Origin of the sequence: Spiroplasma culicicola AES-1 (genome assembly GCF_000565175.1) — a bacterium.
GTDB classification, from domain to species: Bacteria; Bacillota_I; Bacilli_A; order Mycoplasmatales; family Mycoplasmataceae; genus Spiroplasma_A; species Spiroplasma_A culicicola.
This window is the reverse complement of the sequence record NZ_CP006681.1, coordinates 1091813-1114805: the sequence shown is the minus strand read 5'-3', so window position 1 is coordinate 1114805 and position 22993 is coordinate 1091813. Positions and strand designations below refer to the sequence as shown.

22 protein-coding genes are annotated in these 22993 nt (G+C 27.0%); 18 read left to right on the top strand and 4 right to left on the bottom strand.

The genetic code is table 4. The features are described 5' to 3' along the window. Positions 1 to 55: 55 nt before the first annotated feature. The 4 genes from SCULI_RS05175 to SCULI_RS05580 all read left to right on the top strand — a co-directional run bounded on the left by SCULI_RS05175 (position 56) and on the right by SCULI_RS05580 (position 1654). Positions 56 to 535, top strand: a complete 480-nt coding sequence (locus tag SCULI_RS05175) for a hypothetical protein (protein ID WP_025363576.1) — start codon at positions 56 to 58, stop codon at positions 533 to 535. Next, complete coding sequence (locus tag SCULI_RS05170; RefSeq protein ID WP_038648166.1) at positions 535 to 966, top strand: MepB family protein; 432 nt, start codon at positions 535 to 537, stop codon at positions 964 to 966. Before SCULI_RS05175 ends, SCULI_RS05170 begins: the two co-directional genes overlap by 1 nt. Positions 967 to 1086: 120 nt before the next feature. After that, positions 1087 to 1281: a hypothetical protein gene (locus tag SCULI_RS05165; protein WP_025363574.1), complete on the top strand. Its 195-nt coding sequence runs from the start codon at positions 1087 to 1089 to the stop codon at positions 1279 to 1281. Positions 1282 to 1336: 55 nt separating this feature from the next. After that, positions 1337 to 1654, top strand: a complete 318-nt coding sequence (locus SCULI_RS05580) for an ArsR/SmtB family transcription factor (RefSeq protein ID WP_025363573.1) — start codon at positions 1337 to 1339, stop codon at positions 1652 to 1654. A 176-nt stretch (positions 1655 to 1830) separates the two neighbouring features. Here the strand turns inward: SCULI_RS05580 and SCULI_RS05155 are convergent, their stop codons facing one another. Then, positions 1831 to 2970 (bottom strand): hypothetical protein, encoded by a 1140-nt coding sequence (locus SCULI_RS05155; protein ID WP_148294476.1) that lies wholly within the window; start codon positions 2968 to 2970, stop codon positions 1831 to 1833. A gap of 80 nt (positions 2971 to 3050) precedes the next feature. Here SCULI_RS05155 and SCULI_RS05150 point away from each other — a divergent pair, with 80 nt between their 5' ends. From SCULI_RS05150 to pepF, 10 genes are all read left to right on the top strand, one after another. After that, complete coding sequence (locus SCULI_RS05150; RefSeq protein ID WP_025363571.1) at positions 3051 to 3806, top strand: hypothetical protein; 756 nt, start codon at positions 3051 to 3053, stop codon at positions 3804 to 3806. A gap of 126 nt (positions 3807 to 3932) precedes the next feature. Next, positions 3933 to 4352, top strand: a complete 420-nt coding sequence (rpsL, locus tag SCULI_RS05145) for a 30S ribosomal protein S12 (protein WP_025363570.1) — start codon at positions 3933 to 3935, stop codon at positions 4350 to 4352. Positions 4353 to 4413: 61 nt separating this feature from the next. Beyond that, positions 4414 to 4881 (top strand): 30S ribosomal protein S7, encoded by a 468-nt coding sequence (rpsG, locus tag SCULI_RS05140; protein ID WP_025363569.1) that lies wholly within the window; start codon positions 4414 to 4416, stop codon positions 4879 to 4881. 24 nt (positions 4882 to 4905) lie between these two features. Beyond that, positions 4906 to 6975, top strand: a complete 2070-nt coding sequence (gene fusA, locus SCULI_RS05135) for an elongation factor G (protein ID WP_025363568.1) — start codon at positions 4906 to 4908, stop codon at positions 6973 to 6975. 121 nt (positions 6976 to 7096) lie between these two features. Beyond that, entirely contained in the window at positions 7097 to 8284 is a 1188-nt protein-coding gene (gene tuf, locus SCULI_RS05130) for an elongation factor Tu (protein WP_025363567.1), read from the top strand. An 87-nt stretch (positions 8285 to 8371) separates the two neighbouring features. Next, the gene (locus SCULI_RS05125; protein WP_025363566.1) at positions 8372 to 9313 is read left to right on the top strand and encodes a hypothetical protein; all 942 of its coding nucleotides are present in this window, start codon (positions 8372 to 8374) and stop codon (positions 9311 to 9313) included. 1 nt (position 9314) lies between these two features. Next, complete coding sequence (locus tag SCULI_RS05120; protein ID WP_025363565.1) at positions 9315 to 10709, top strand: hypothetical protein; 1395 nt, start codon at positions 9315 to 9317, stop codon at positions 10707 to 10709. A 43-nt stretch (positions 10710 to 10752) separates the two neighbouring features. Then, the gene (locus SCULI_RS05115) at positions 10753 to 11346 is read left to right on the top strand and encodes a GIY-YIG nuclease family protein (protein WP_025363564.1); all 594 of its coding nucleotides are present in this window, start codon (positions 10753 to 10755) and stop codon (positions 11344 to 11346) included. A 48-nt stretch (positions 11347 to 11394) separates the two neighbouring features. Then, positions 11395 to 12729, top strand: a complete 1335-nt coding sequence (locus SCULI_RS05110; RefSeq protein ID WP_025363563.1) for a M17 family metallopeptidase — start codon at positions 11395 to 11397, stop codon at positions 12727 to 12729. 126 nt (positions 12730 to 12855) lie between these two features. Then, positions 12856 to 14628: an oligoendopeptidase F gene (pepF, locus tag SCULI_RS05105; RefSeq protein ID WP_025363562.1), complete on the top strand. Its 1773-nt coding sequence runs from the start codon at positions 12856 to 12858 to the stop codon at positions 14626 to 14628. A gap of 55 nt (positions 14629 to 14683) precedes the next feature. On the opposite strand, the gene SCULI_RS05100 is transcribed toward pepF, so the two are convergent. Then, positions 14684 to 15145: a peroxiredoxin gene (locus SCULI_RS05100; protein WP_025363561.1), complete on the bottom strand. Its 462-nt coding sequence runs from the start codon at positions 15143 to 15145 to the stop codon at positions 14684 to 14686. A gap of 202 nt (positions 15146 to 15347) precedes the next feature. On the opposite strand from SCULI_RS05100, the gene SCULI_RS05095 reads away from it, so the two are divergent. The 3 genes from SCULI_RS05095 to SCULI_RS05085 are packed head-to-tail and all read left to right on the top strand — an operon-like array spanning position 15348 to position 18943. Next, complete coding sequence (locus tag SCULI_RS05095; protein ID WP_025363560.1) at positions 15348 to 16292, top strand: ATP-binding protein; 945 nt, start codon at positions 15348 to 15350, stop codon at positions 16290 to 16292. A 2-nt stretch (positions 16293 to 16294) separates the two neighbouring features. Next, on the top strand, positions 16295 to 18532 hold the full coding sequence (locus SCULI_RS05090) for a S8 family serine peptidase (RefSeq protein WP_025363559.1): 2238 nt from the start codon (positions 16295 to 16297) through the stop codon (positions 18530 to 18532). A gap of 57 nt (positions 18533 to 18589) precedes the next feature. Beyond that, complete coding sequence (locus tag SCULI_RS05085) at positions 18590 to 18943, top strand: carboxymuconolactone decarboxylase family protein (protein ID WP_025363558.1); 354 nt, start codon at positions 18590 to 18592, stop codon at positions 18941 to 18943. Positions 18944 to 18995: 52 nt separating this feature from the next. On the opposite strand, the gene SCULI_RS05575 is transcribed toward SCULI_RS05085, so the two are convergent. Together SCULI_RS05575 and SCULI_RS05075 are read right to left on the bottom strand one after the other, a co-directional pair. Then, positions 18996 to 20765 (bottom strand): ABC transporter permease, encoded by a 1770-nt coding sequence (locus tag SCULI_RS05575; protein WP_025363557.1) that lies wholly within the window; start codon positions 20763 to 20765, stop codon positions 18996 to 18998. Between the two features lie 181 nt (positions 20766 to 20946). Then, a complete protein-coding gene (locus SCULI_RS05075) occupies positions 20947 to 21819 on the bottom strand; it encodes a Cof-type HAD-IIB family hydrolase (protein ID WP_025363556.1) in 873 nt (290 codons plus the stop codon). A 173-nt stretch (positions 21820 to 21992) separates the two neighbouring features. On the opposite strand from SCULI_RS05075, the gene SCULI_RS05070 reads away from it, so the two are divergent. Continuing rightward, positions 21993 to 22988 carry a lipoate--protein ligase gene (locus SCULI_RS05070; RefSeq protein ID WP_025363555.1) on the top strand — a complete coding sequence of 332 codons (996 nt, stop codon included), beginning with the start codon at positions 21993 to 21995 and terminating at the stop codon, positions 22986 to 22988. Positions 22989 to 22993 lie beyond the last annotated feature (5 nt).

Sequence of the window (22993 nt, the reverse complement as noted above, 5' to 3'; positions counted from 1 at the left end):
CTTATAAAAAAAGAAGATTAATTAATATAATATAAAAATAAGGAGACGATAAACAATGGAACAAGTTTTTTCAAAAATATTAAATGAAAAGAAAATAACTACAAGTGATGAAATTTATTTTGAAAAAATAGCTGATGTAATTGCACGCTTATTTACAGATTACAATGGAATAAGTCAATTACAAAAAGGTTATAACCTAAATGAAGTGGAACAAATTTGATGTTTAAATGTGGATGAAGAATATGATTTAGACCAAAAATTAAGTGAGGGATACTACAACTGAGTATCAAATGATGGTTTATATATTTATAATTTTAATGCTCAAAAAGATCTTCAAAAGAGGTTAAAAGATATTGATAAACTTATAGCTACAAAAACCCAGTTTATTGTTTTTAAACAAACTTTTAAAGGTACTAAAAAATCACAATATCAATTTTATGGAGTTTTTATGTATGATAAAACTTTAGATGACGGACAAACAATTGCTTATAAAAAAATATCAGATGAATTTAAGTTTAATTTTAAGGACTTGTAATGAAAACAATTGATAGATTAAATTCTATATTTTCTTCTAAAGTTGAAATAAATATAGAAAAAGACAATGAACATTATGAAGGCACAGAATTTATTTATGAAAACAAAACTTACAAAAGTAGATTAGCTAAAAAAACACCAACTAAGAATGGCTATTTTGTTGTTTTTTATAAAAAAAATAATGAAGGTATAAATGAACCTTTTTCATCTGATGAAAACATTGATGAATTAATTATTTTTGTTTTAGATGACAAAATAGGGGGATATTTTAAATTTAATAAAGAAATTTTATTAAAACAAGGAATATTAAAAAATAAAGAAAATTGTGGCAAAATGGGTTTTAGAGTCTATGCACCATGAAATAATAATTTAAATAAAACAGCAAAAAAGAATAAGTTATGACAAACAAAATATTTTGTTAATTTTGAATAGATTTAAAGAGGATTTTATTTTTAGACTTAAAATGTTTAATTTTGAAGAGTTTGACTATATTTTAAAAAAGTATAAACTTAATAATGTATTTGAAAAATCTATTTAAGGAGAAATAACAACATGACAAAAGAAGAATACAAAGCAAAAGTTGCTGAATTAAAAGCTAAAAAAGTTGAAAAAGAAGTTGCTTTAGGAAAATCAAAAGAATCAATTAAAGCTGCAAAAATTGATGTAAAAAATCAAAAAAATGAAATTAAAATTTTAGTTGGGGAATTTAAAATCTTAAAAAGTAAATGAAAAAAACAAGAAATGTAGAAATACATTTCTTTTTATTTACACCATTCAAGTATAATCAAAAAGGGAGATATTTATGGAAACAAATTTTAAAGAATATGCACAAATATTTAAAGTTCTTAGTGATCCAACAAGATTAAAAATTCTAAATAGAATTTGTGGTTGTGAATGTGATAAATGTGCCCAAAATATACTGGTTGAATTAAATATTACTCAACCAACCTTAAGCTATCATTTAAAATTACTTGAAGAAGTAGGATTAATTACATCAACAAAGAATAAAAATTCAAAATTCTATTCAATAAATGAAAAGGGTTTTAAAGAATTAGAAGAGTTCTTTAAAGTAGTTCGTTCAAAACCATATAATTGTGACAATTGTAATAAAAAGAGTTAGATTAAAAATATCTAACTCTTTTTATTATTTACAATCGCAATTTTCACATGTGCAATTTTGGCATGTACATCCATCTGTAATATAAATCATATTGATTTCCTCCTTTTAGATCTTTATCTATATAGATAACTATCTATATAGATAATAACACTAATTATTTAAAAAACAAGAAATTTTTAAAATTCTATAATTTTTGGGTGTTTTTCTTTTAATTGTGATTTCATATTGACATATCCTGCAATTTTTAACTGTTTATTATAATCTTTAAATGCTTTTGCTCTAACTTTATTTTTTGAAACAGCCATAGCAATAAAGATTCCTATAATTACAAGACATAATAGGGCAATTAAAATTTTTAAAAAGAAATTAATTGAATCCTTATTTTGTAAGTAAATTACATCAGCTCTTGCTTTAACAATTTCTTTTGTGATTTTAACGTATTCTTTATTTTCTTCTTTATGAAGAGCATCTGCTAAAAATGCTTCAATAAAGTAAAGTTCATAAGCACTTAAACCATAGAAAACTTTATCTTCAATTGCCACTTCAACTTTATTTGGTTCAGGTCTAAATTGTAAGTTAAGTGATACAGTTGGCTGAATAATTTCTTCTTTGATTTCTGGTTTTGGTTTTGGAATTTCAATGTAGGTTATACTTTCATTTTTAATTTCTGGAATTTCAATTGGTTTTGGTGTAATCACTTTTGGTTGAATTTGATCAATTTTTGGAGGTTTAACTTTATCTCTAACATCAACTACAGGTTTAACACCTTGAACATTTAAAGTTGGTTGAGGATTTCTTTTTAAATTAATATTTAATTCTTCTCTCTTTGGAAGTTCTTTTTTATCAAAATCCAATTTTCTTCCTGAAGCACGTCAATCATTATCAATTAAATCTTCAATATTTGATTGTTTCTTTTGAGGCGCATTTGGCATTTTTGGTGCACTTTGTGGTTTTGGTGCACGTTTAACAAAGACCAAAACAAAGTTAGTTTCACGATCACTATTATTTGTTTGTTGACTTTGAATTTGTAAATTGTCCTCATAATACAACTGTAACATCACATGTTTTGTTGTGGGATTTGTTAATAAATCCAGAGGCATAGTGTTATATAATTGTTGCACACTAATTGTGCGATTTTTTTGAATTAAATTTAAAATAGTTTCTTTTGCACTTTGATAAGCACCTGATGAGTGATCACTTTGAAAATTTGGACCACCACTATTATTGACACCACGTTGTTTTAAAGCATTATTGCGACAAAAATCTGCTCAATCTAAAAACTCACGTGAATTGGATTCTCCTCAAACCATATTCATTTTCTCCTCTACTCATATATCTATTATTATAATAAAAAAATAAGGTATTATTAATAAGTATAGAAAAGTGAGTCAAAAAAATGAAACAAATTAAACCAATTGAATATGAAAATATAATTGTAAATGTTGTTGATGAAGTATATGTTAATTTCAAACAAAATTCTCAAAAGGATTTTGAATTTCCTAAAAATATTAGTGAGTTTTTTGAAAAAAATGATCATTTAACAAAAAGAAAAGATATTGAAACATTTGGAGTAGAGTTAGACAAAACATTTGGAGATTGAAAAGTAATTGATGAAAATCTAGATAAGCTAATTATTATCAACCATTTATTAGCTATTTTGCAAAACTCAGTTATTGTTTTAATGTCAATTGACAAGAACTTAGAAAATGAAAAACTACCAACTAAAGTAATTGAACAAATGGGAGGAGTTGACTTAATTGTTGCAACTGGAGTTCAAGCTTTAGGAGTAAAAGCAAATGAGTTAACAGAAATGTTTGATGAATTAGAATTAAGCAAAGATCCTTTAATTATCTTTGATAACTTAAATAAATTATTAACAAAAGTTAAAAATTTAGAAGCTCAACAGGCATTTAGTTTATTTATGGAAAATATCTTAGAATTTAATCTATCATACAAAAACTGTTATGAAAAATTATCACAATTAAATGTTGATGAAATGAGTGACAAACGTGTGCAAATGTTTATGGAATACATGAATGCTCAATATTTATTTGTTTTCTTATTAAGATTAACTTTAATTTATCCATTGCAAGAAAATATGATGCCCCAAGAAGCATTTAATAATATAATTCCAAATATTAACTTGTATTAATCAAGATTTTTAGCAATAAACATATTTAAAAAACACAAATTATCTAAGGAATTTGTGTTTTTTAATATATAATATATTTTGTGTGTATACAATACACTCGGTATTGTGGAAAGGAGGAAACTCAAAATGGCAACAATTAACCAATTAGTTAGAAAACCAAGAAAAGCAAAAACTTGAAAAACTAAAGCGCCTGCTTTAAACAGAGGGGTAAATACTTTGCTTAAAAAAGTAACAAGAATTTCTTCTCCTCAAAAAAGAGGTGTTTGTACAAGGGTTGCAACAATGACACCTAAAAAACCTAACTCTGCTTTACGTAAGTATGCAAGGGTAAGATTAACAAATGGTATGGAAGTAACTGCATATATTCCTGGTGAAGGACACAACCTACAAGAACATAGTGTTGTTTTAATTCGTGGGGGAAGGGTAAAAGACTTACCTGGGGTACGTTACCACATTATCCGTGGAACACTTGATACTACTGGAGTTAACGGTAGAATGCAATCTCGTTCATTATACGGAACAAAAAGACCTAAAGAAAAAAAATAAGAGTGTAAGAACACATTAAATAACAATTCAAAATAAATGAAAACGAAAGGAGTGAAATAGCATGCGTAAACATCAAGCAGAAAAAAGAGATGTACTACCAGATCCAGTTTATAACTCAAAATTAGTTACAAGAGCTGTTAACAAAATTATGTTAGACGGAAAACGTGGAACTGCACAACATATTCTTTATAAAGCATTTGAAAAGATCCAAGAAAAAACTGGAACTAGTGCTATTGAAGTATTTAACAAGGCTATTGAAAACATCAAACCTCACTTAGAATTAAAAGTGCGTCGTATTGGTGGGGCCAACTATCAAGTACCTGTTGAAGTTTCAACTGACAGAAAAGTTACATTAGCATTAAGATGATTAATTAACTATTCAAGATTAAGAAATGAAAAAGAAATGGTTGATAGATTAGCAAATGAAATTATTGATGCATCAAATGGAATTGGTGGATCTGTTAAAAAACGTGAAGATACTCACAAAATGGCAGAAGCTAATAAAGCATTTGCACATTATCGTTGATAATAGATGATATAGGAGAAAAAAACTATGCCAAGAGAATTTAGTTTAGATATGACTCGTAACTTTGGTATTATGGCTCATATTGATGCGGGAAAAACTACAACAACAGAACGTATTTTATTCCACACAGGTAAAATTCACAAAATTGGTGAAACTCACGAAGGTGAGTCACAAATGGACTGAATGGCTCAAGAACAAGAACGTGGTATTACAATTACTTCAGCTGCAACAACTGCATTCTGAAAAGACCACCGTTTTAACATCATTGATACTCCTGGTCACGTTGACTTCACAGTTGAAGTTGAAAGATCATTAAGAGTATTAGATGGAGCAGTTGCGGTATTAGATGGACAAAGTGGGGTTGAACCTCAAACTGAAACTGTTTGAAGACAAGCAACAACTTATAGAGTTCCAAGAATTGTTTTTGTTAACAAAATGGACAAAACTGGAGCTGACTTTTTATACTCAGTAAAAACAATTGGAGATAGATTGGGTGCAAAAGCATCACCAATTCAATTACCAATTGGTGCTGAAGATCAATTTTCAGGAATCATTGACTTAGTAGAAATGAAAGCTTGAGGATTTGACGGTGCAGCAGAAGAAATTGCAAAAGAAATCGAAATTCCAGCAGACTTAAAAGCTACTGCAGAAGAATTAAGAGGACAATTAATTGAATCTGCTGTTGAATATGATGAAGAATTAATGATGAAATTCTTGGATGGGGGAGAAATCACTATTCCTGAATTAAAATCTGCAATTCGTAAGGGAGTAATCTCTGCAGAATTTTTCCCAGTATTAGCTGGATCTGCATTTAAAAACAAAGGTGTTAAATTATTACTTGATGCTGTTGTTGATTACTTACCAACTCCATTAGACGTTCCTGCTATTAAAGGAATTTTACCTGATGGAACAGAAGCTGTTAGACATTCTTCAGATGATGAACCGTTTTCAGCTTTAGCATTTAAAATTATGACTGACCCATTTGTTGGGAAATTGACATTCTTTAGAGTTTATTCTGGAGTATTAAACAAAGGAAGTTATGTATTAAATGCAACAAAAGATAAAAAAGAAAGAGTTGGACGTTTATTAAAAATGCATGCCAACAACCGTGAAGAAATCGAACAAGTATATGCTGGAGATATTGCAGCAGCTGTTGGATTGAAAGACACAACAACTGGAGATACACTAACTGATGAAAAAAATTCAATTATTTTAGAATCAATGGTGTTCCCTGAACCAGTTATCCACTTAGCTCTTGAACCAAAAACAAAAGCGGATCAAGAAAAAATGGGGATTTCATTAAACAAATTATCAGAAGAAGATCCAACATTTAGAACTTATACTGATGAAGAAACAGGACAAACAATTATTGCTGGAATGGGTGAATTACACTTAGATATTTTAGTTGATCGTTTGAAACGTGAATTCAAAGTTGAAACTAATGTTGGAGCACCTCAAGTTTCATATAGAGAAACAATTCGCCAAGCTACAAAAGCTGAAGGAAAATATGTTAAACAATCAGGAGGACGTGGACAATATGGACACGTTGTGATTGAATTCGAACCAAATCATGATAAAGGGTTTGAATGAGTTGACAAAATTGTTGGGGGAAAAATTTCAAAAGAATACATCAATGCTGCAAGAGTTGGTTTAGAAAACGCTCTACAAAACGGGGTTGTTGCAGGATATCCAATGATCGATGTTAAAGCAACAATCGTTGATGGATCATACCATGATGTCGACTCAAACGAGATGGCATATAAAATTGCTGCATCAATGGCATTGAAAGAAGCTGCTAAAAGAACTAATCCAGTTCTATTAGAACCAATCATGTCAGTTGAAGTAACAGTTCCAGATGAATACTACGGAGATGTAATGGGTAACATTTCATCAAAACGTGGTCTAATCGAAGGATCAGAACAAAGAGGAAATGCACAAACAGTTAAAGCAAAAGTTCCTCTATCAGAAATGTTTGGATATGCAACAGAGTTAAGATCATTTACTCAAGGACGTGGAAATTACACTATGATTTTCAGTCACTACAATGAAGCACCAAAAAACATTGCTGAAGAAATTATTAAAAAAGCAGGTAAATAATCTTTATTTATAGGGTATTATTTATTTATCATTAGTATAAAACTATTGTATTTTAGATGAAATGTATTTAAAATTATAAGGACATTTTGTCGTAAACACAAAATGAAAGGAATGAAAAAACATGGCAAAAGAATCATTTGACCGTAGTTTACCTCACGTTAACATTGGAACAATTGGACACGTTGACCACGGTAAAACTACATTAACAGCTGCTATTACTAAAGTATTGGCAGAAAAAGGTGGAGCAGAATTTAAAGATTACGCAAATATCGATAACGCTCCTGAAGAAAGAGAACGTGGTATTACAATTAATACATCACACGTTGAATATAAAACAGATAAAAGACACTACGCTCACGTAGACTGTCCAGGTCACGCCGATTATGTTAAAAACATGATTACAGGGGCTGCACAAATGGATGGAGGTATTCTAGTAGTTGCTGCAACTGATGGACCAATGCCTCAAACTAGAGAACACATCTTGTTATCAAGACAAGTTGGAGTTCCAGCTATCGTTGTATTCTTAAACAAATGTGATATGGTTGACGACGAAGAATTAATTGATTTAGTTGAAATGGAAGTTAGAGACTTATTATCAGCTTATGACTTTGATGGAGATGGAGCACCTGTTATTAGAGGATCTGCTCTTGGTGCATTAAACGGAGAAGCTAAATGAGTTGAAAGAGTGGAAGAATTGATGAACGCAGTTGATGAATACATTCCAACTCCAACTAGAGATACAGACAAAACTTTCTTAATGCCTATTGAAGACGTATTCACAATTACAGGACGTGGTACAGTTGCAACAGGTAGAGTTGAAAGAGGAGTTATTAAAGTAAACGAAGAAGTTGAAATCGTAGGATTAGTTGAAGATAGCAAAAAAGTTGTTGTTACAGGATTAGAAATGTTTAGAAAATTACTAGACTTTGCTGAAGCTGGAGATAACGTTGGTGCTTTATTAAGAGGGGTTAACAGAGAAGACATCGAAAGAGGTCAAGTTCTTGCAAAACCTGGAACAATTAAACCACATACAAAATTAAACGCATCAGTTTATGCTTTAACTCAAGAAGAAGGTGGACGTCACAAACCATTCTTTAACAAATACCGTCCTCAATTCTACTTTAGAACTACAGATGTTACTGGTGAAGTTGTTTTACCAGCAGGAACAGACATGGTTATGCCTGGAGACAACGTTGAATTAGTTGTTGAATTAATTAAACCAATCGCTGTTGAACAAGGTACTAAATTCTCAATCCGTGAAGGTGGAAGAACTATTGGTGCTGGAACTGTTGTTTCAATCGTTGAATAATAAAAAACAAAATATAATAAAAAAATTCTCTGATTAGGAGAATTTTTTTATTATTTCATATTATATAATTATAAAAAGGATGATGTAATGAAAAAAATAATGTATTATTTGGGGTCTATATTTTTAACAGTCAATACTGCTAGTGTTATTTCTTGTGGTACAAAACCTGATGAAATTATAGAAAAATATAATTTAAAAAAGCTAGAACTTGAAATTTTTGAAGACCAAAATCAAGATGCTATTGAAACTAAAATTTTATTTGAAGCAAAAAAATTTTCTTTAGATGCAAGTATTACTGATTTTTTAATAGTAATTGAACAAGACGATCAATTATTTGAATTAACTTCAGAATACACTTCCAAAAAAGATGACATTGTAATTATAATGCCTTCATATGAAACAAAATTATTTACAGGTATTAAAGAAGTAAAAGTTAATCCTAAAAAAGATGAAAGAATTGATATTTCAGAATTTGATGGAGAAGATATTTTTGTGAAAATTTCTCCAGCTACAAGATATGAAGAAATTCAAACTTTAGCAATAGATTATTTATCAACTAACATAGATTCATTTTCAGCTGATGATATTGTAATAAATGTTAATGAAAACTCAATAAATAATAGTAACTATGAAGAAGAACTGGTTGATAAAGACATAATAAGCATAGTTTCAGTTCCAAATTCAGAAAACATAAAAGGTGAAATAAGTTTTATTTTTAATTTTGAAAAGATTTTAATTCCTTCTTCAAAAATTAATATAACTATAAATGTTGGAGATAATATGGAAGAAATTAAAGAGAATGTTAAAAGTGTTTTAATTAATTATTTATTAATAAACTATAATATTGAAACTAGAATTAAATATTTATATGATTGAAAATTTGAAGCAATTGTGAGAGATTCAAAAGAAATAGAAGTTTCTGAATATGACAGCTATATTGCTCAAGAAAAAGATTTTATTTCTATAAGAAGTGTTTATGATTCAAAAATTATAGATTTAACTAGTTCTATATTTGTGGAGGTAAAATAATATGAAGAAACTATTAGTTATTTTAACTTCTATAAATATAATTTGTAGTCCAGTAATGAGTTTTGCAGTTTCATGTGGAACATCATATTATTATAATTTACCTAATTTTAATGATATAAGACCTGGTGATAGTGGAAAAATCATTAAAGCAAAAGTTTGAAGAGAAATTCAAAGTCAGGGTTTAAATATAGAATATAGTGATTATAAATTATTAATTGAAAAAGAGGGTTTAACTCAAGAATTAAATGATAACACAATCATTTGATATAGAGATGTTTTAATTATTCAAATATTAGATAAAACAAAAACACCATATAATGATAAAAGAGTTGTAATTAATGAATCAAGATATTCAATAGAGAGTTTGAATTTGAGTTTTAAAATAAATCAAACAAAAGAAAATATAAAAACTATTGTTCAAACTGAAATGGTAAATATTAATAATAATATTGAGTATTTAAATGACTATGGAATTTATGTTGATGATCAAAATATTGAGCAACTAGAAGATTTTGCTCTTATAGAAGGCCAATCAATAAGAATCACTGCAATCAATAATTCAAAGTATATTACTAATTCAAAAACAATAATTGTCTTTGAAAGTAGAATTGATATTTCAAAAATGAAAGTTTCATTAGAAATGGTTGATTCATATAATGAGATATCTAAAAAGTTAGAACAAATATTTGGCAATGATTGAGAACAACATTTAGATATTAAAATTCAAAGAGAAGATTTAGACATTGAATTTAATCTTGAATATCTTGCACTTGATGATGACATATTTACAATTGAAGCATTATTTGAAAGTGAGCGTTATTTTGGAAAAAATATAAATATAATAGAATCAAAAATATTTGATAATGTTATTAAAGATTTTTTAAGTATTCAAGCTGGTTTAAGTGTTGAAGAAGCAAAATTAATCTTTATAGAGAAAATTAATATTTATTTTAAACAAATTGGGTTAATTGGAGATAAATATTTAGTAGAAAAATCTGATTTTGATCTTGATGTTTATGGTTTAAATATTTCTCCAGAACATGATAATCAAGAATATTTAGGATTTAATTCAAATATTTATATTAGATTTAATGATGATTTTAAATATTTGAAAACTGTTTCTGTGATTAAACCAAAAGCTATTGAATTAGATTCAGGTTGATTTTCTTTAGAAGAATTAAAAATTGGTGATGACTATAATAGAATAATAGAAATTATAAATAATCAATTGTATGCAAAGGCATCATTTTTGAGTATTGAAGATATTATAATCGAAGTTAGAGACCATGAATTTAATGAAGATTATATTGCAGACTTAAATGATACATTTATTATTTTATCAAATTCAAATTCTAAAATATTAAGTGGGGGAATAATTACATGACAATTATCATAATTGTCATTTTTTATTATAAAATTTAGGCAAGGAGCTTTATAAGATGAGTCTAGAATTTAAAAGAAAATATAAATACATCTATAAGGCTAAAGTTAGTCGTGATGAAAAATATAAACAAGCTAGTCTTGAATATTGCAATAAAGTAATTTTAGAAGTTATCAAAACTCATACTATTTATGATGTTGAAACAATTAAAGAATTAGGCAATGAAATTCAGGGAGTTTATCTGATATTTTCATTAAATAAAAAGGGAGAATTAAAATTTACATATGTGGGTGAATCAATTGATATTTTAAAGCGATGAAAAAAACATATTTACAACTTTAATATTAAAAATAAAGAGTCTGCAAAGATCCGCAAAAAAGAAAGTAAAATTGAAAACCTTCGTTTTACAGTTTTAAAAATTGAACCAGATCAAAATGCAAGACTAAAAAAAGAAACGTATTATATTTATCATTTTAAATCTTGATACACTAACATTAATAAAAAATATGCCAATAGGAAAATGCGCTGTGACTTTGGTCATGGAGTTGCTAGAACTTATTTAACTTATGATAAAAATGCAGCAAAATTTAGACTTTATATTTATGGAATTTGTCGCAATAAGATTTGTAAAAATAAGTTTTTAATTGATTAATATTTTAAAGTGGTATTATTATTTATATATCAAGGGAGATGGAAAAACATGATAACAAGTAATAAAAATTCATACGAATTGACACTAAAAGCTATTACTAAAGATAGTAATGTGAACAGTGTTGTTATTAAAGAAGCTGGGGTAGCTACTTTAGTATCTGAAGATAAAACAATTTACATTTGTTTAGACCCAAAAACTGATTTAGAAGGATTAAAAAAAGTTGTTGAAAACTTTGTTAGTTCAAATAAATACGATTTAAATGTTGATTTAAATTCATTTGTAGAAATCTTTGAAAACAAAGAAGAAACATTCCAAGTATTAACAGAAGCATTTATGTTTTGAGCACACCAAGTGGTTGAACTAAAAAAAGAAACTGTTAAACAAAAATCATACGACTTAATTTTTGATGCAAAATATACTTCAATCTTTGAAGAATCAGAAGTTAAAATTGAATTTGTAAACTTTGCGAGAGATTTACAAGACTTACCACCAAATATTGGTACATCAGTTGAAATTGCAAACAGAATTGAACAAAAAGCAAAAGAAATTGATGGAATCAAAGTAACAATCTATGATAAAAAACAAATCGAAGATATGAAAATGGGATTATTTTTAGGAGTAAACGCTGGAAGTCATATCGAACCAAGACTTGTAGTTTTAGAATATGTTGGAGATCCAAGTCAAAAAAGAACTGCACTTGTAGGTAAAGGAATTACATTTGACTCTGGGGGATATAACTTAAAACCTTCAAACTTCTTAGAAAATATGAAATTTGATATGTCTGGATCTGCAATTGTTTCTTCAACAGTTATGGCTTTAGCAAAAAGAAAAGCAAAATGTAATGTTATTTCAGTTGGATTATTGACAGATAACAGAATTGGGGGAAAAGCAACATTAACTGAATCTGTTGTTACTTCAATGAACGGACAAACTGTAGAAATTACAAACACTGACGCAGAAGGAAGATTAGTATTAGCTGATGGAATTACTTATGCTATTAGAAATCAAAAAGCAGAAAGAGTTATTACTGTGGCAACATTAACTGGGGCAATTGCAATTGCTTTAGGAAGATGATTCACTGGAACATTTTCAAAACATGATGGTTTCTATTCAGAATTTGAACAAGCTGCAAAATCAGCTCAAGAACCAGTTTGAAGACAACCTTTAATTAAAGAACATTTAAAAGCAATGCAATGTTCAAAAGTAGCAGACCTTACAAACTCAGAACCAGGTAGAGAAGCTGGTTCATCAACTGCAGCTGCATTCTTAGATTCATTTGCAGAAGAAAAAGAATACATCCACTTAGATATCGCAGCAACAGCAGATATTAACAGACGTGGTAGAGCACCAATGACAAGAACAATGTTTGAATTATTAAAATAATTGTTATAAATAAAAAAGTAACCAAAATAATTTGGTTACTTTTTTTATCAACTTGACTGGAATTGAAAGACTAGAGTAATAACTAAATAAAAAATAAAATCCAAATGAATTTTATATAATAAGTGTATGAAAAGACATCAAGCAGATAATAAATATAAATGAGATTTTTCAAAACTATATAAAAACAGTCAACAGTGAAAGGATGACTTAAATTTAGTTATAGATAAAGCTCAACAAATTAGTAAATTAAAAAATAAACTTAATAATAAAAAAGAATTTTTAATCTATCTAACTTTAGATAAAGAAATTGATTTTATTGTTGCAAAATTAAATCAATATATTCATATGTATGACATTGATCAAACAAATAGTGAATTTCAAGAATTAGATGCATTATTTTCTAATGCAATGAGTCAAGTTGCTATTGATTTAAGTTTTGTAACTCCAGAAATTATCAAGATTAACCAAGAACAAATTGAGCAATATTTAACTGATAGTGAATTTGAATCATATAAATTTATGTTTAAAAAAATATTTAAAAAATCAAAACATATTCTTGAAAATGATGCAGAAGAGTTGCTTTCAAAAATTGAAAGAAGTCGAGGTGCAACTGCAGAATTGTATGATACTTTATCATATGCAGATAAGCAAGAACATAAATTAATGATAAATAATGTTGAACAATTAGTTGATACTACATTATTTAAAACAATACTTGAAGATAGTGATGCTATTAAAGAGCAAGAACTAAGAAAACAAGTTTGAGATATTTATTTCAAAAATGTTGTTGATCGAAAATATAGTTATGCCAAAATCTATGAGAGCATTTTATTAAAACAAACTGAGGATTTTAAAGTACGCAATTATACAAGTGCTTTAGAAATGTCATTATTTAATGATCAAGTTACAACTCAAATTTATGAAAAATTATTGAGCGTAGCAAAACAATCAATTGATGTATTAAAGGACTATTATCTTTTAATAAAAGACAAATTAGGTTTAACTAAATTCTTTACAACAGATCGTGAATTAAAATTAGCAAAAGAATATAATAAAAAATTTAGTGTTGATGAAGGAATTGCAATTGTTAAAGAATCATTGTCAGTTTTAGGAAAAGAATATAGTCAAAACTTAGAAATTGCAATGCAAGATAACATGATTGATTATTATGAAGATACTACTAAAGTGGATGGAGCCTATTCTTCAGGAGGAACTGGAGTTGATCCCATAATTTTAATGAATTGAGATGATAAATTATCATCTTTAAATACATTAGCTCATGAAATTGGACACTCTGTTCATACATTATTTTCAGATCAAAATCAAAAATATCCTTTGAATGATTATCCAATCATTCTTGCAGAAGTAGCTTCAACTTTTAATGAGCACATCTTATTTGATTATTTATATTCAAATACAACAAACAAAGATGAAAAAATCTATTTACTACAACAAAGAATCTTTGATTTAGTTTCAACTTTTTATCGCCAAATTCAATTTGCAGATTTTGAATATAGTGCTCATAAAATGGTTGCAAATAATGAACCAATTACTAGTGAAAATTTAATGAAATTATTTAAAGATAAAGAAAATGAATATGGTTATGACATTTTTGATGATAAAGATCGCCAAGTTTATCATTGACCTTATATTTCTCATTTCTTTCATTCACCATTTTATGTTTATAAATATGCAATTGATTTAGTGGCAAGTTACAAATTATATGATGACTTTAAAAAAGGAAACAATAATATTATTAATTTCTTAAAATCTGGATGTTATAAAGAACCTCTTGAAATTTTAAAAGATTGTGGAGTTGATTTTAATGATAATAATACTTATACTCCTTTAATTAAAGAAATTAAAAGATTAACTTTAGAATTGAAAAACGCTTGTTAAACAAGCGTTTTTATTATTTACACATCATTTATATAAATAAATGATAATCAGTTTTTTAGTTAGTTGAACGTTCCTTCAATTTTTCTAAAATTGTTTCAATGTGTTCAGTTGGATTTACATCATCTAATTCTAAAATTACTTCCATATTAGGATTAACTACAAAAGTACTTCTTTTAATCCCAATAGTTTCTTCTCCACCTCATGTTTTGATAGGTCCTCATAAATTAAATTGATTTATAAGATCTTTTTCAACGTCTGCTATTAATGGATAATCAATAACAAAGTCACAAGCAAATTTATTTTGTTCTTCTGGTGAATCTGCACTTATTCCAACAATGTTGTAATGTAAAGAATCAAATTCTTCTTTTCTTTTTGCAAATTCTTTAACTTCTAAAGTACACCCTGGAGTATGGGCTTTTGGATAAAAGAACATTACAAGTCCTCTTGAACCCATAATTGAAGAAAGATTAATTTTTTCACCAGTATCTAATAAATATTTTTTGTCTTCAAGTTTCATATATGCCTCCTAAAAATGATAATACCATATTTTAAATATCTTTAAAAGACTATAAATAAGGGTTAATGTTGGTTTAAAATAATAACACTTAATTTTAAAATTAAGTGTTATTATTTAAAATTAAGTGTTATTATTTAGACATTAAGTGTAAAAAAAATTTTGTAAATGATAATAATATCAGTAATAATGTAATGAGGTAAATATGAAAATAATAGAAGCACAAATAAAAAAAATTATTGATTTTTCAAATACATTAAGCATAAAAGATTTTAATAATTTTTATAGTTTACTATGTTCAATGAATTTTTCTGAAGAAGAACTTGAAATTATACAGGAAGAATATGCTACAAGAAATTTGGGAATAAAAATGGATATTTCTAAGACTGATTGGGTTTCATTATTTTACACTAATGAAATTAACAGACTTAATAGAATTATTCAAAATGATGATGCACTTTTAAAACTTGGAGGTATAAAAGCATTATTTTATGGAAAAACAGGTACAGGTAAAACCTCATTAGTTAAGAAAGTTGTTGATGAAAATCCTAATATCACATTTGAGGATATAAATTTTACAAGTTTAGTATCCTCTAAAATGGGACAAACACAAATAAATATTATAAATTTAGCTAATAAATTAAATGAAAGTGAAAATAAAAAAATTGTTTTCTTAGATGAAATTGATTCGATTGTGTCTAATAGGATTACATCAGATTTAGGAGAACACTCAAGAATAGTTGCTACTTTTATAAAATTTTTAGATATTTTACAGCCAAATGTTATTTTTTTTGCTGCAACCAATTTAGTCGAGATTATTGATGATGCTATTAAAAGGAGATTTAATGTCCAATTGCATATTGAAGAAATAAATTTTGATGATTTATTTAAAGTTCTTGAGCATGAAAAAATCTTTATAACTAAAAAAAGACAAGAATGATTAAAAAGACATTTATTGAATAATAATTTTAATTTTGGAGAAATTAAAAATTTCAAAGATCATTTACTAATAGAAAAACTTAATGGAAATGAAGAAGAGGAATGGTTTATATTTGTTGAATATTTCCTTGATAGATTTCAGTTTGATTTAGACAATGAATCTGTTAGAAATGAAAGAAAACTAAAAAAAATTTTAGAGGGGTTTAAATAGTGATGAATAATGAAACATATGTATTTTCTTTAAAAAATGATGTCTATGAAAAATTTGGTAATAAAAGGGGACTTGAAAATATAGATAAAATTGAAAGTAAATGAAAGAATGCACGAAACAAAATGTTAGATTTTCTTAAATATGAGGGGTTTCATAAAATAGAGGATTCTTTAATTTTTTCAATAGAATATGTAGGAGTAGCTGTTGCTAAAACTAATAGATTTAAATTCAGAAATAAAATGAAATCAATTAAAGATCTAGATCAAATAGATATTTTTTATACATATGATATAAATAAAATAAGAAAAGTTATTATTACATATAAAATTACACAAAAAGAGTATTCAGATTTTTTAAATATAGTAAAAAAAATTTTAGATAAAAAATCTGTAGATTTACTTTCGTCAAATGAAAAAAGAATAGTAAATAATTTTAGTTTTTTGGATCGATTTGTTTCTCCCATAATTAATCAAAATAAAATTGAATATGTAGATAAAAATGAATTATTATTAGTTGAAACAACTTCTTTAACTGATAGCCTTGTTGAAAATAAAATTAGAACTATTTTTTCAACAAATGAATTACAATCAATTAAATTTAATAAAATACTTAATTCAATAATTTTAAATGGTGAACAATATAGGAAATTAATAATTGAATTACCTTGGATAATTAGAAACACATCTCTTTATAGCAAAGCAACATTAATAATTGATAAAGAAGAGGAATTATTAAATATAGACCAAAAAATTGAATTAAGAAATCCAGAACCCTTTGATGAACCAATAATAGGTGTTATAGATAGCGGTATAAATCTTTCGGGAGATTTTAAAAAATACATTGAATCAAGTGAAAGAATTGATGAAGGAATGAATGAAAGTTATTTTGAACATGGCAATGTTGTAACAAGTATCATTATAGCAAATGATGAGCTTAATCCTTACGCTAAAGACGGTTTAGGTAATTTTAAAATTAGACATTTTGAATTGTTAGCTTTAAACAAATTTACTGGAGAAGTATCTTGTTCTTATAATGATCTTATTTCAGGTTTGGAAAAAGCTGTTAGTAATTATAACAATATAAAAGTTTGAAATCTTTCTTTAGGTATATTAAAAAATCCATGAACATTAAATATTTCAAAATTAGGAATTTTTTTGGATTATTTATCAAGTAAATATAACTGCATTTTTGTGGTTGCAGCAGGAAATGACAGATATTTATTTGGTAATGAATCACTTAATTCTCCAGGTGATTCATATAATTCATTAACAGTTGGTTCTGTAAGTCCAGTTATGAAAACAAAGAGTACAGATATACAATATAACTATTCAGATTATTCTTCAATTGGGAGAATTGGAAATTATATTAAACCTGAAGTTTCTCATTTTGGAGGCCCACAAAATTATGATTTTTCAAGTTTATTAACTGGAATTAAAAATCTTGAAGAATTAGGTCATAATTTAAAAGGCACATCGTTTTCTACACCAAGAATAACTAGATTATTGGCATTTTTAATTAAAAATAATTATTCAATTTTAGAGGCAAAAGCTAAAATAATTTCAATAGCTTTACGAGAAACAGCTACTAAAAGATCATCACATTTTGGCTATATACATCCTAATAAAATGTTTAATCAAATTGAATTAAAATCTACAAATCAAATTTTTGAGAATAAACCGGTATATGTAAAGATAAACTTTCCAAATATAGAAAAAATTACTATGGCTATATGTTATGAAGTTACTCCAAATCCTATGCTTGGTCAAAATTATTCAACTTCTGATTTAGATTTTAAGATAGTTAAATTCCCATTAAAATGAAAAGAACTTTATCAAGAAAGTGAACTTAATTTTCCAGGAAAAAAATTAAATACACCAGCTTCCTTTGTTAAATCCTGTGAAGATGAAAAAGGGAAAGTTTCTTTAAATTCTATTATAAAATATAAAACTGAAGAAAATAATTTGCAAGAAGGGAAATTTTTCACATCAAAAAGAAAAAGTTATAATTTTTTAAATGAAACGAACCAATTACAAGATGATAATTGGGTATATGCAATTCAAATTAAAAGAACAAATCTTTTTGATATAGATGAGTTAATAAATAGGCCAGTAAAGTTTGGTTTAGTACTAAATTTTATTGGGAAAAGTATAAATAATGATTTATTTCAAAAAAGCAACAGTAAAATACTTGATGTTAATGTTAATATTCTAACTACGATTGAAATTGAACAAGAGATTTAATTAAAAAAATAAATAAAAGGTTTTATGTTTAAATATAAATAGAAAGGTGCTAAAAATATGTCAGAACACACACATGTAAAAGATCTTCTATCAAGATCCCAAAAGGGAGAAGCAGAATTAAGAAAATCTCATCCAGAAATTATGCGCTTAAGACGTGAATTATCTGTTGCTGTTAATGGTGATGGAGTTGTTAGTGCAAAAGTCAAAGAATTAATTTCAATTGGAATTGCTATTTTTTCTAGATGTGAATTTTGTATTGCATATCACGTTAAAACTTCTTTTCAAAAAGGAGTAACTAAAGATGAACTAATTGAATCTGCTTTTGTTGCAACTCAATTTGGAGGAGGACCTTCAATGAGTTATTTAAGTGCAACTTTATTAGAATGTATTAAAGAAGTTTATGGTGAATAAACTTAACAGATAAATTAAAAAGGAATGTATTTTACATTCCTTTTTAATTTATCTAAACACTTATATCATCATTGCGTTTCATAATATCTTCATCTGATTCGTTTGGTTTCATAATTGGATCGTGTTCTTTTTGTTTGAATCATTTAAATTGACCTTCGAAAGGATGATTTTGATTTACTTGATTTTTAATACTTTGATTAAATTCAAATTGTTTCATATTTTTTCAATGGTATTTATATTTTTGATTTGTTTTTTGAGTTCTAAAAGAATTTAATTGCTCATTTAAGCCTAATTGTAATAATGCTTCACTTACATATTTGGGATTGCTTGTTCCAAAATACATTTCTTTCATTCTTTTTCTAGCAACAAAAAGCGCAATTGTTATGAATACACCTATAAAGATTAATAAAATCCCTGCTTGTTGAAGAATATATAAGCTATCTGCTGTATTAAAACCTAATGAACCAATGCCATAAATAATTGATCCCATTGCATGAATTGCATATGTAAAAATTGTAATAAAACTTGCTCCATAGAAGAAATCAAATTGCATAAATGAAGGGAAAGTTCCTCATCCAGCTGCAAGATTTAAGACCATATAAATTACTATTAAGAATTTCCCTACAGTTTCATCTTTAAATGAGAACCATAGGGTTTGAATTATTAAGACAAAAATAAAGTCAACAAACAGTAGTCATAGTCATAGTGAAAACATTCCAGCAAATCCAATTGAATTAAATCCAGTTAGGGCCAATACTAAAACTAATAAAGTAACTTGAATCATTCCAGTGAAATACATTAATAAAGTTTTTGAAAAGAAATATTGAGCACTATTTAAATCTTTAGTTCGTTTTGCTCGATCATAAATGAAGGTTTGCATTAATGTTCCCACATATAATCCAATTGCTATAAAAAATTGACCTAATCCAATTCCATATAAACCATTTGCTAAACCTTGAAGTTCAAAATTGACTAAATTTAAATTTAGTATTTCAATAATTTCTTCAGGTGCATGATCGCCAATTATTTTGTACAAGCCTTGAATAATAATGGCATCCTTCATTTTTGCAGCAGTTGATAAATAATATCCAAAGACAAAATTACGTTCAAAAGTTGTTCAAAATTGCATTTCAAGATCTTCAATTGTATTTGGGTCTTTATTTCTTAAAATTAATCCGATTTTACCAATTAAATTCGCACTGAAATTATCAGGAATATAAAGTTGAATATAATCTTTTTTGTTTTTAAATTCTTTTGTTGCACTACTTGGACCAATATATTTAATATTTGTAAATTGAATATCTTCAATCATTGGTGAACTGTATTTTGTTTTTTCAAGGTCTTGTTCATCAGGATTATTTGGAGTTAAATAAGGCAATATTAAATCTTCAAATAAACTAAATTGAGTTATTGAATCAATTTCAAGATTTCCATCATAGCGATAATTTCCTGTGTTAGTATACACACATTCTCCTTTTTTAATTTCTGGAGCAGTATCATTGTGATAAATTGAACCATCTTCATTAAGTACAACCCCAAGTGCAAAAGGTTCTATTAATTTATTTGTAGATTGATTCTTAGTGTTATCACAACCTTCTAAATCAATTCCAACTGATTTATAAACTCATACTTTTTGCTCGCCATTTAAAATAGCAACCGGTGCTTTTCCAAGATTATCAACTGGATTTCAAAAAGCTAAAATACAAGTTACCGCATAAAGAATTGGAACAAATAGAATTGCAATGAATTTAATAAGGCGCTTTCAACTTGAACAAACTCTTGCTTGAAATTCGTTGACAAAACCTTTAAATATCTTTTTCATGACTTGCCTTCCTTCTTTTAAATAAAATAAACTTGCTGTTTTTAAAGCAAGACTAGATGTATTAATTAGTTTTATAAATCCATTTTATAAAAAATAGTATATTCCTATTAGAATTAAAGTCAAATTGATGCTTATCTATAAATAAAAAAATAAATACATTATATGTATTTATTTTAAGTAATTAAACTTCTTCTCCTGCAAGTAGACGAGTTAAGTATTCTCCAACTCCTCCATCTTCATTAGTTAAGTTTGTAATTCCATCAGCCACATTTTTAAGTTCATCATTTCCATTTTTCATAGCCACACCATAACCCACTTTTTTGATCATTTCATAATCATTCATTTGATCTCCAAAGGCAATGACATCACGAATATCTTTATTGTAGTATTGTGCTAAAATTTCACTTACAAATCCCTTATTAACGATTTTGTTTGTTAAAGTAATCATTGAAATAGAATTTTTAGTTAAATTTCCATAAACATTTCCTGATTGAATTTTAATTGAATTTTTAAACTTTTCAAGTTGTCTAAAAACATCATCTTTCATTGATTCTTCTTTTAAAAATAACACTACGTTGGTTGCAGGTCCTTCTCAATGTTCATAAGGATTTGCAATAAAGTAATCGTCATCTTCAACATCATCTAGATGAAAAAAAGTTTCAATAAATTCATCTTTTTCTTTAACAACAGCTTTGTTATATGACTCAATTAAAAGGTTAGCTGTTTTATCTTTAATAATGGGATTATTTATTATTTGACTTACAATATCTTCACTAATTGGTAAAACTATTCTTTTAAAACGTCTTTTCATAGGATCATGAATATGTGCACCATCAAAATTAGTTAATAAAGTAGTTAAACCAAGCTCCTTATAAAATCTCATACTTGCACGATGAGGTCTTCCAGTGATTATACATACTTTGTGACCATCTTCACGTGCTTTAACTAAAGCATCTTTAGTTGTTGGATGAATTTCTTCCCCGTTAGGTTTTAATGCTGTTCCGTCTAAGTCAACTAAGATTAATCGTTTCTTATTTAAGTGTTGTAACTTCATTATTTATCATTCCTTTTTATAAAATTAAAATACAATATTATTTTAATTGAAAACCAGCTACATTTTTGAAAAAAAATTTCAAAAATTAATAACAAACTTAGAAATTATATGTATTGTAAGACATTGGGACTATAATTTAAATGTTAGGCAACTACAGAAAGAGGTTTATAAGAATGTATATATACAGGACTGATTGTGTTGACCCCAAGTATAACCTAGCAACAGAAGAATATTTAACTAGAAGCTTGAAGTTTGACGAGCCTATTTTATTTTTATGACAAAACGACAATACAATTGTGGTTGGTAGAAATCAAAATGCAGCTTGAGAAATTAACTTACAACAAGCAGAAGCAGATAATGTAAATGTTATTAGAAGAAATACTGGGGGCGGAACAATATTTCATGATTTGGGAAATATGAATTTCTCTATCATTTACACAGATAAAGAAAACACTGCAGTGTCAATGTTTTCAACAATGCTTGAACCCGTAATTGAAACATTAAATAGAATGGGTGTTGCAGCTCAATTTTCTGGAAGAAATGATATCGTTTTAAACGAGAAAAAAATTTCTGGAAATGCAATGTGAAAAGAAGGACAAAGATTCTTGCAACATGGAACAATTTTGTTTAATGCCAATCTAGATAAATTGACAAAATATTTAACTGTAGATCGTGCAAAAATATTGTCAAAAAATATTAAATCTATTGCTGCTAGAGTTACTAATATTAACTCTGAGGTCGAACATAAAATTGAAATTAAAGATTTTATGGATGAACTAATTAAAACTTATGAAACTAAAAATGAGGTTAAAGAATTAGTTCTTGAACAACAAGACATTAAAGCAATTGAAGATCTGTGTGAAAGCAAATACAGAGATCCAAATTGAACTTATGCCAAAAATGCTACATTTACTTACCAAAATAAGGTAAGAATTGAAGGTAAAGGTGGAGTAGATGTCTTGGCACAAATTGTTGATGGTAAAATTTTGGACGTCAAATTCTACGGAGATTTCTTAGGATTTGCAGGGACTGAAAAATTAGAACAATCATTAATAAATGTAGAATATAAAACAAAAGATATTAAAATAGTATTAGAACAAAACAATATTCAAGCAATATTTGGAGATAACTTTGTTATCCAAGATATCTTGGATTTATTAATTCAATAGGAGGC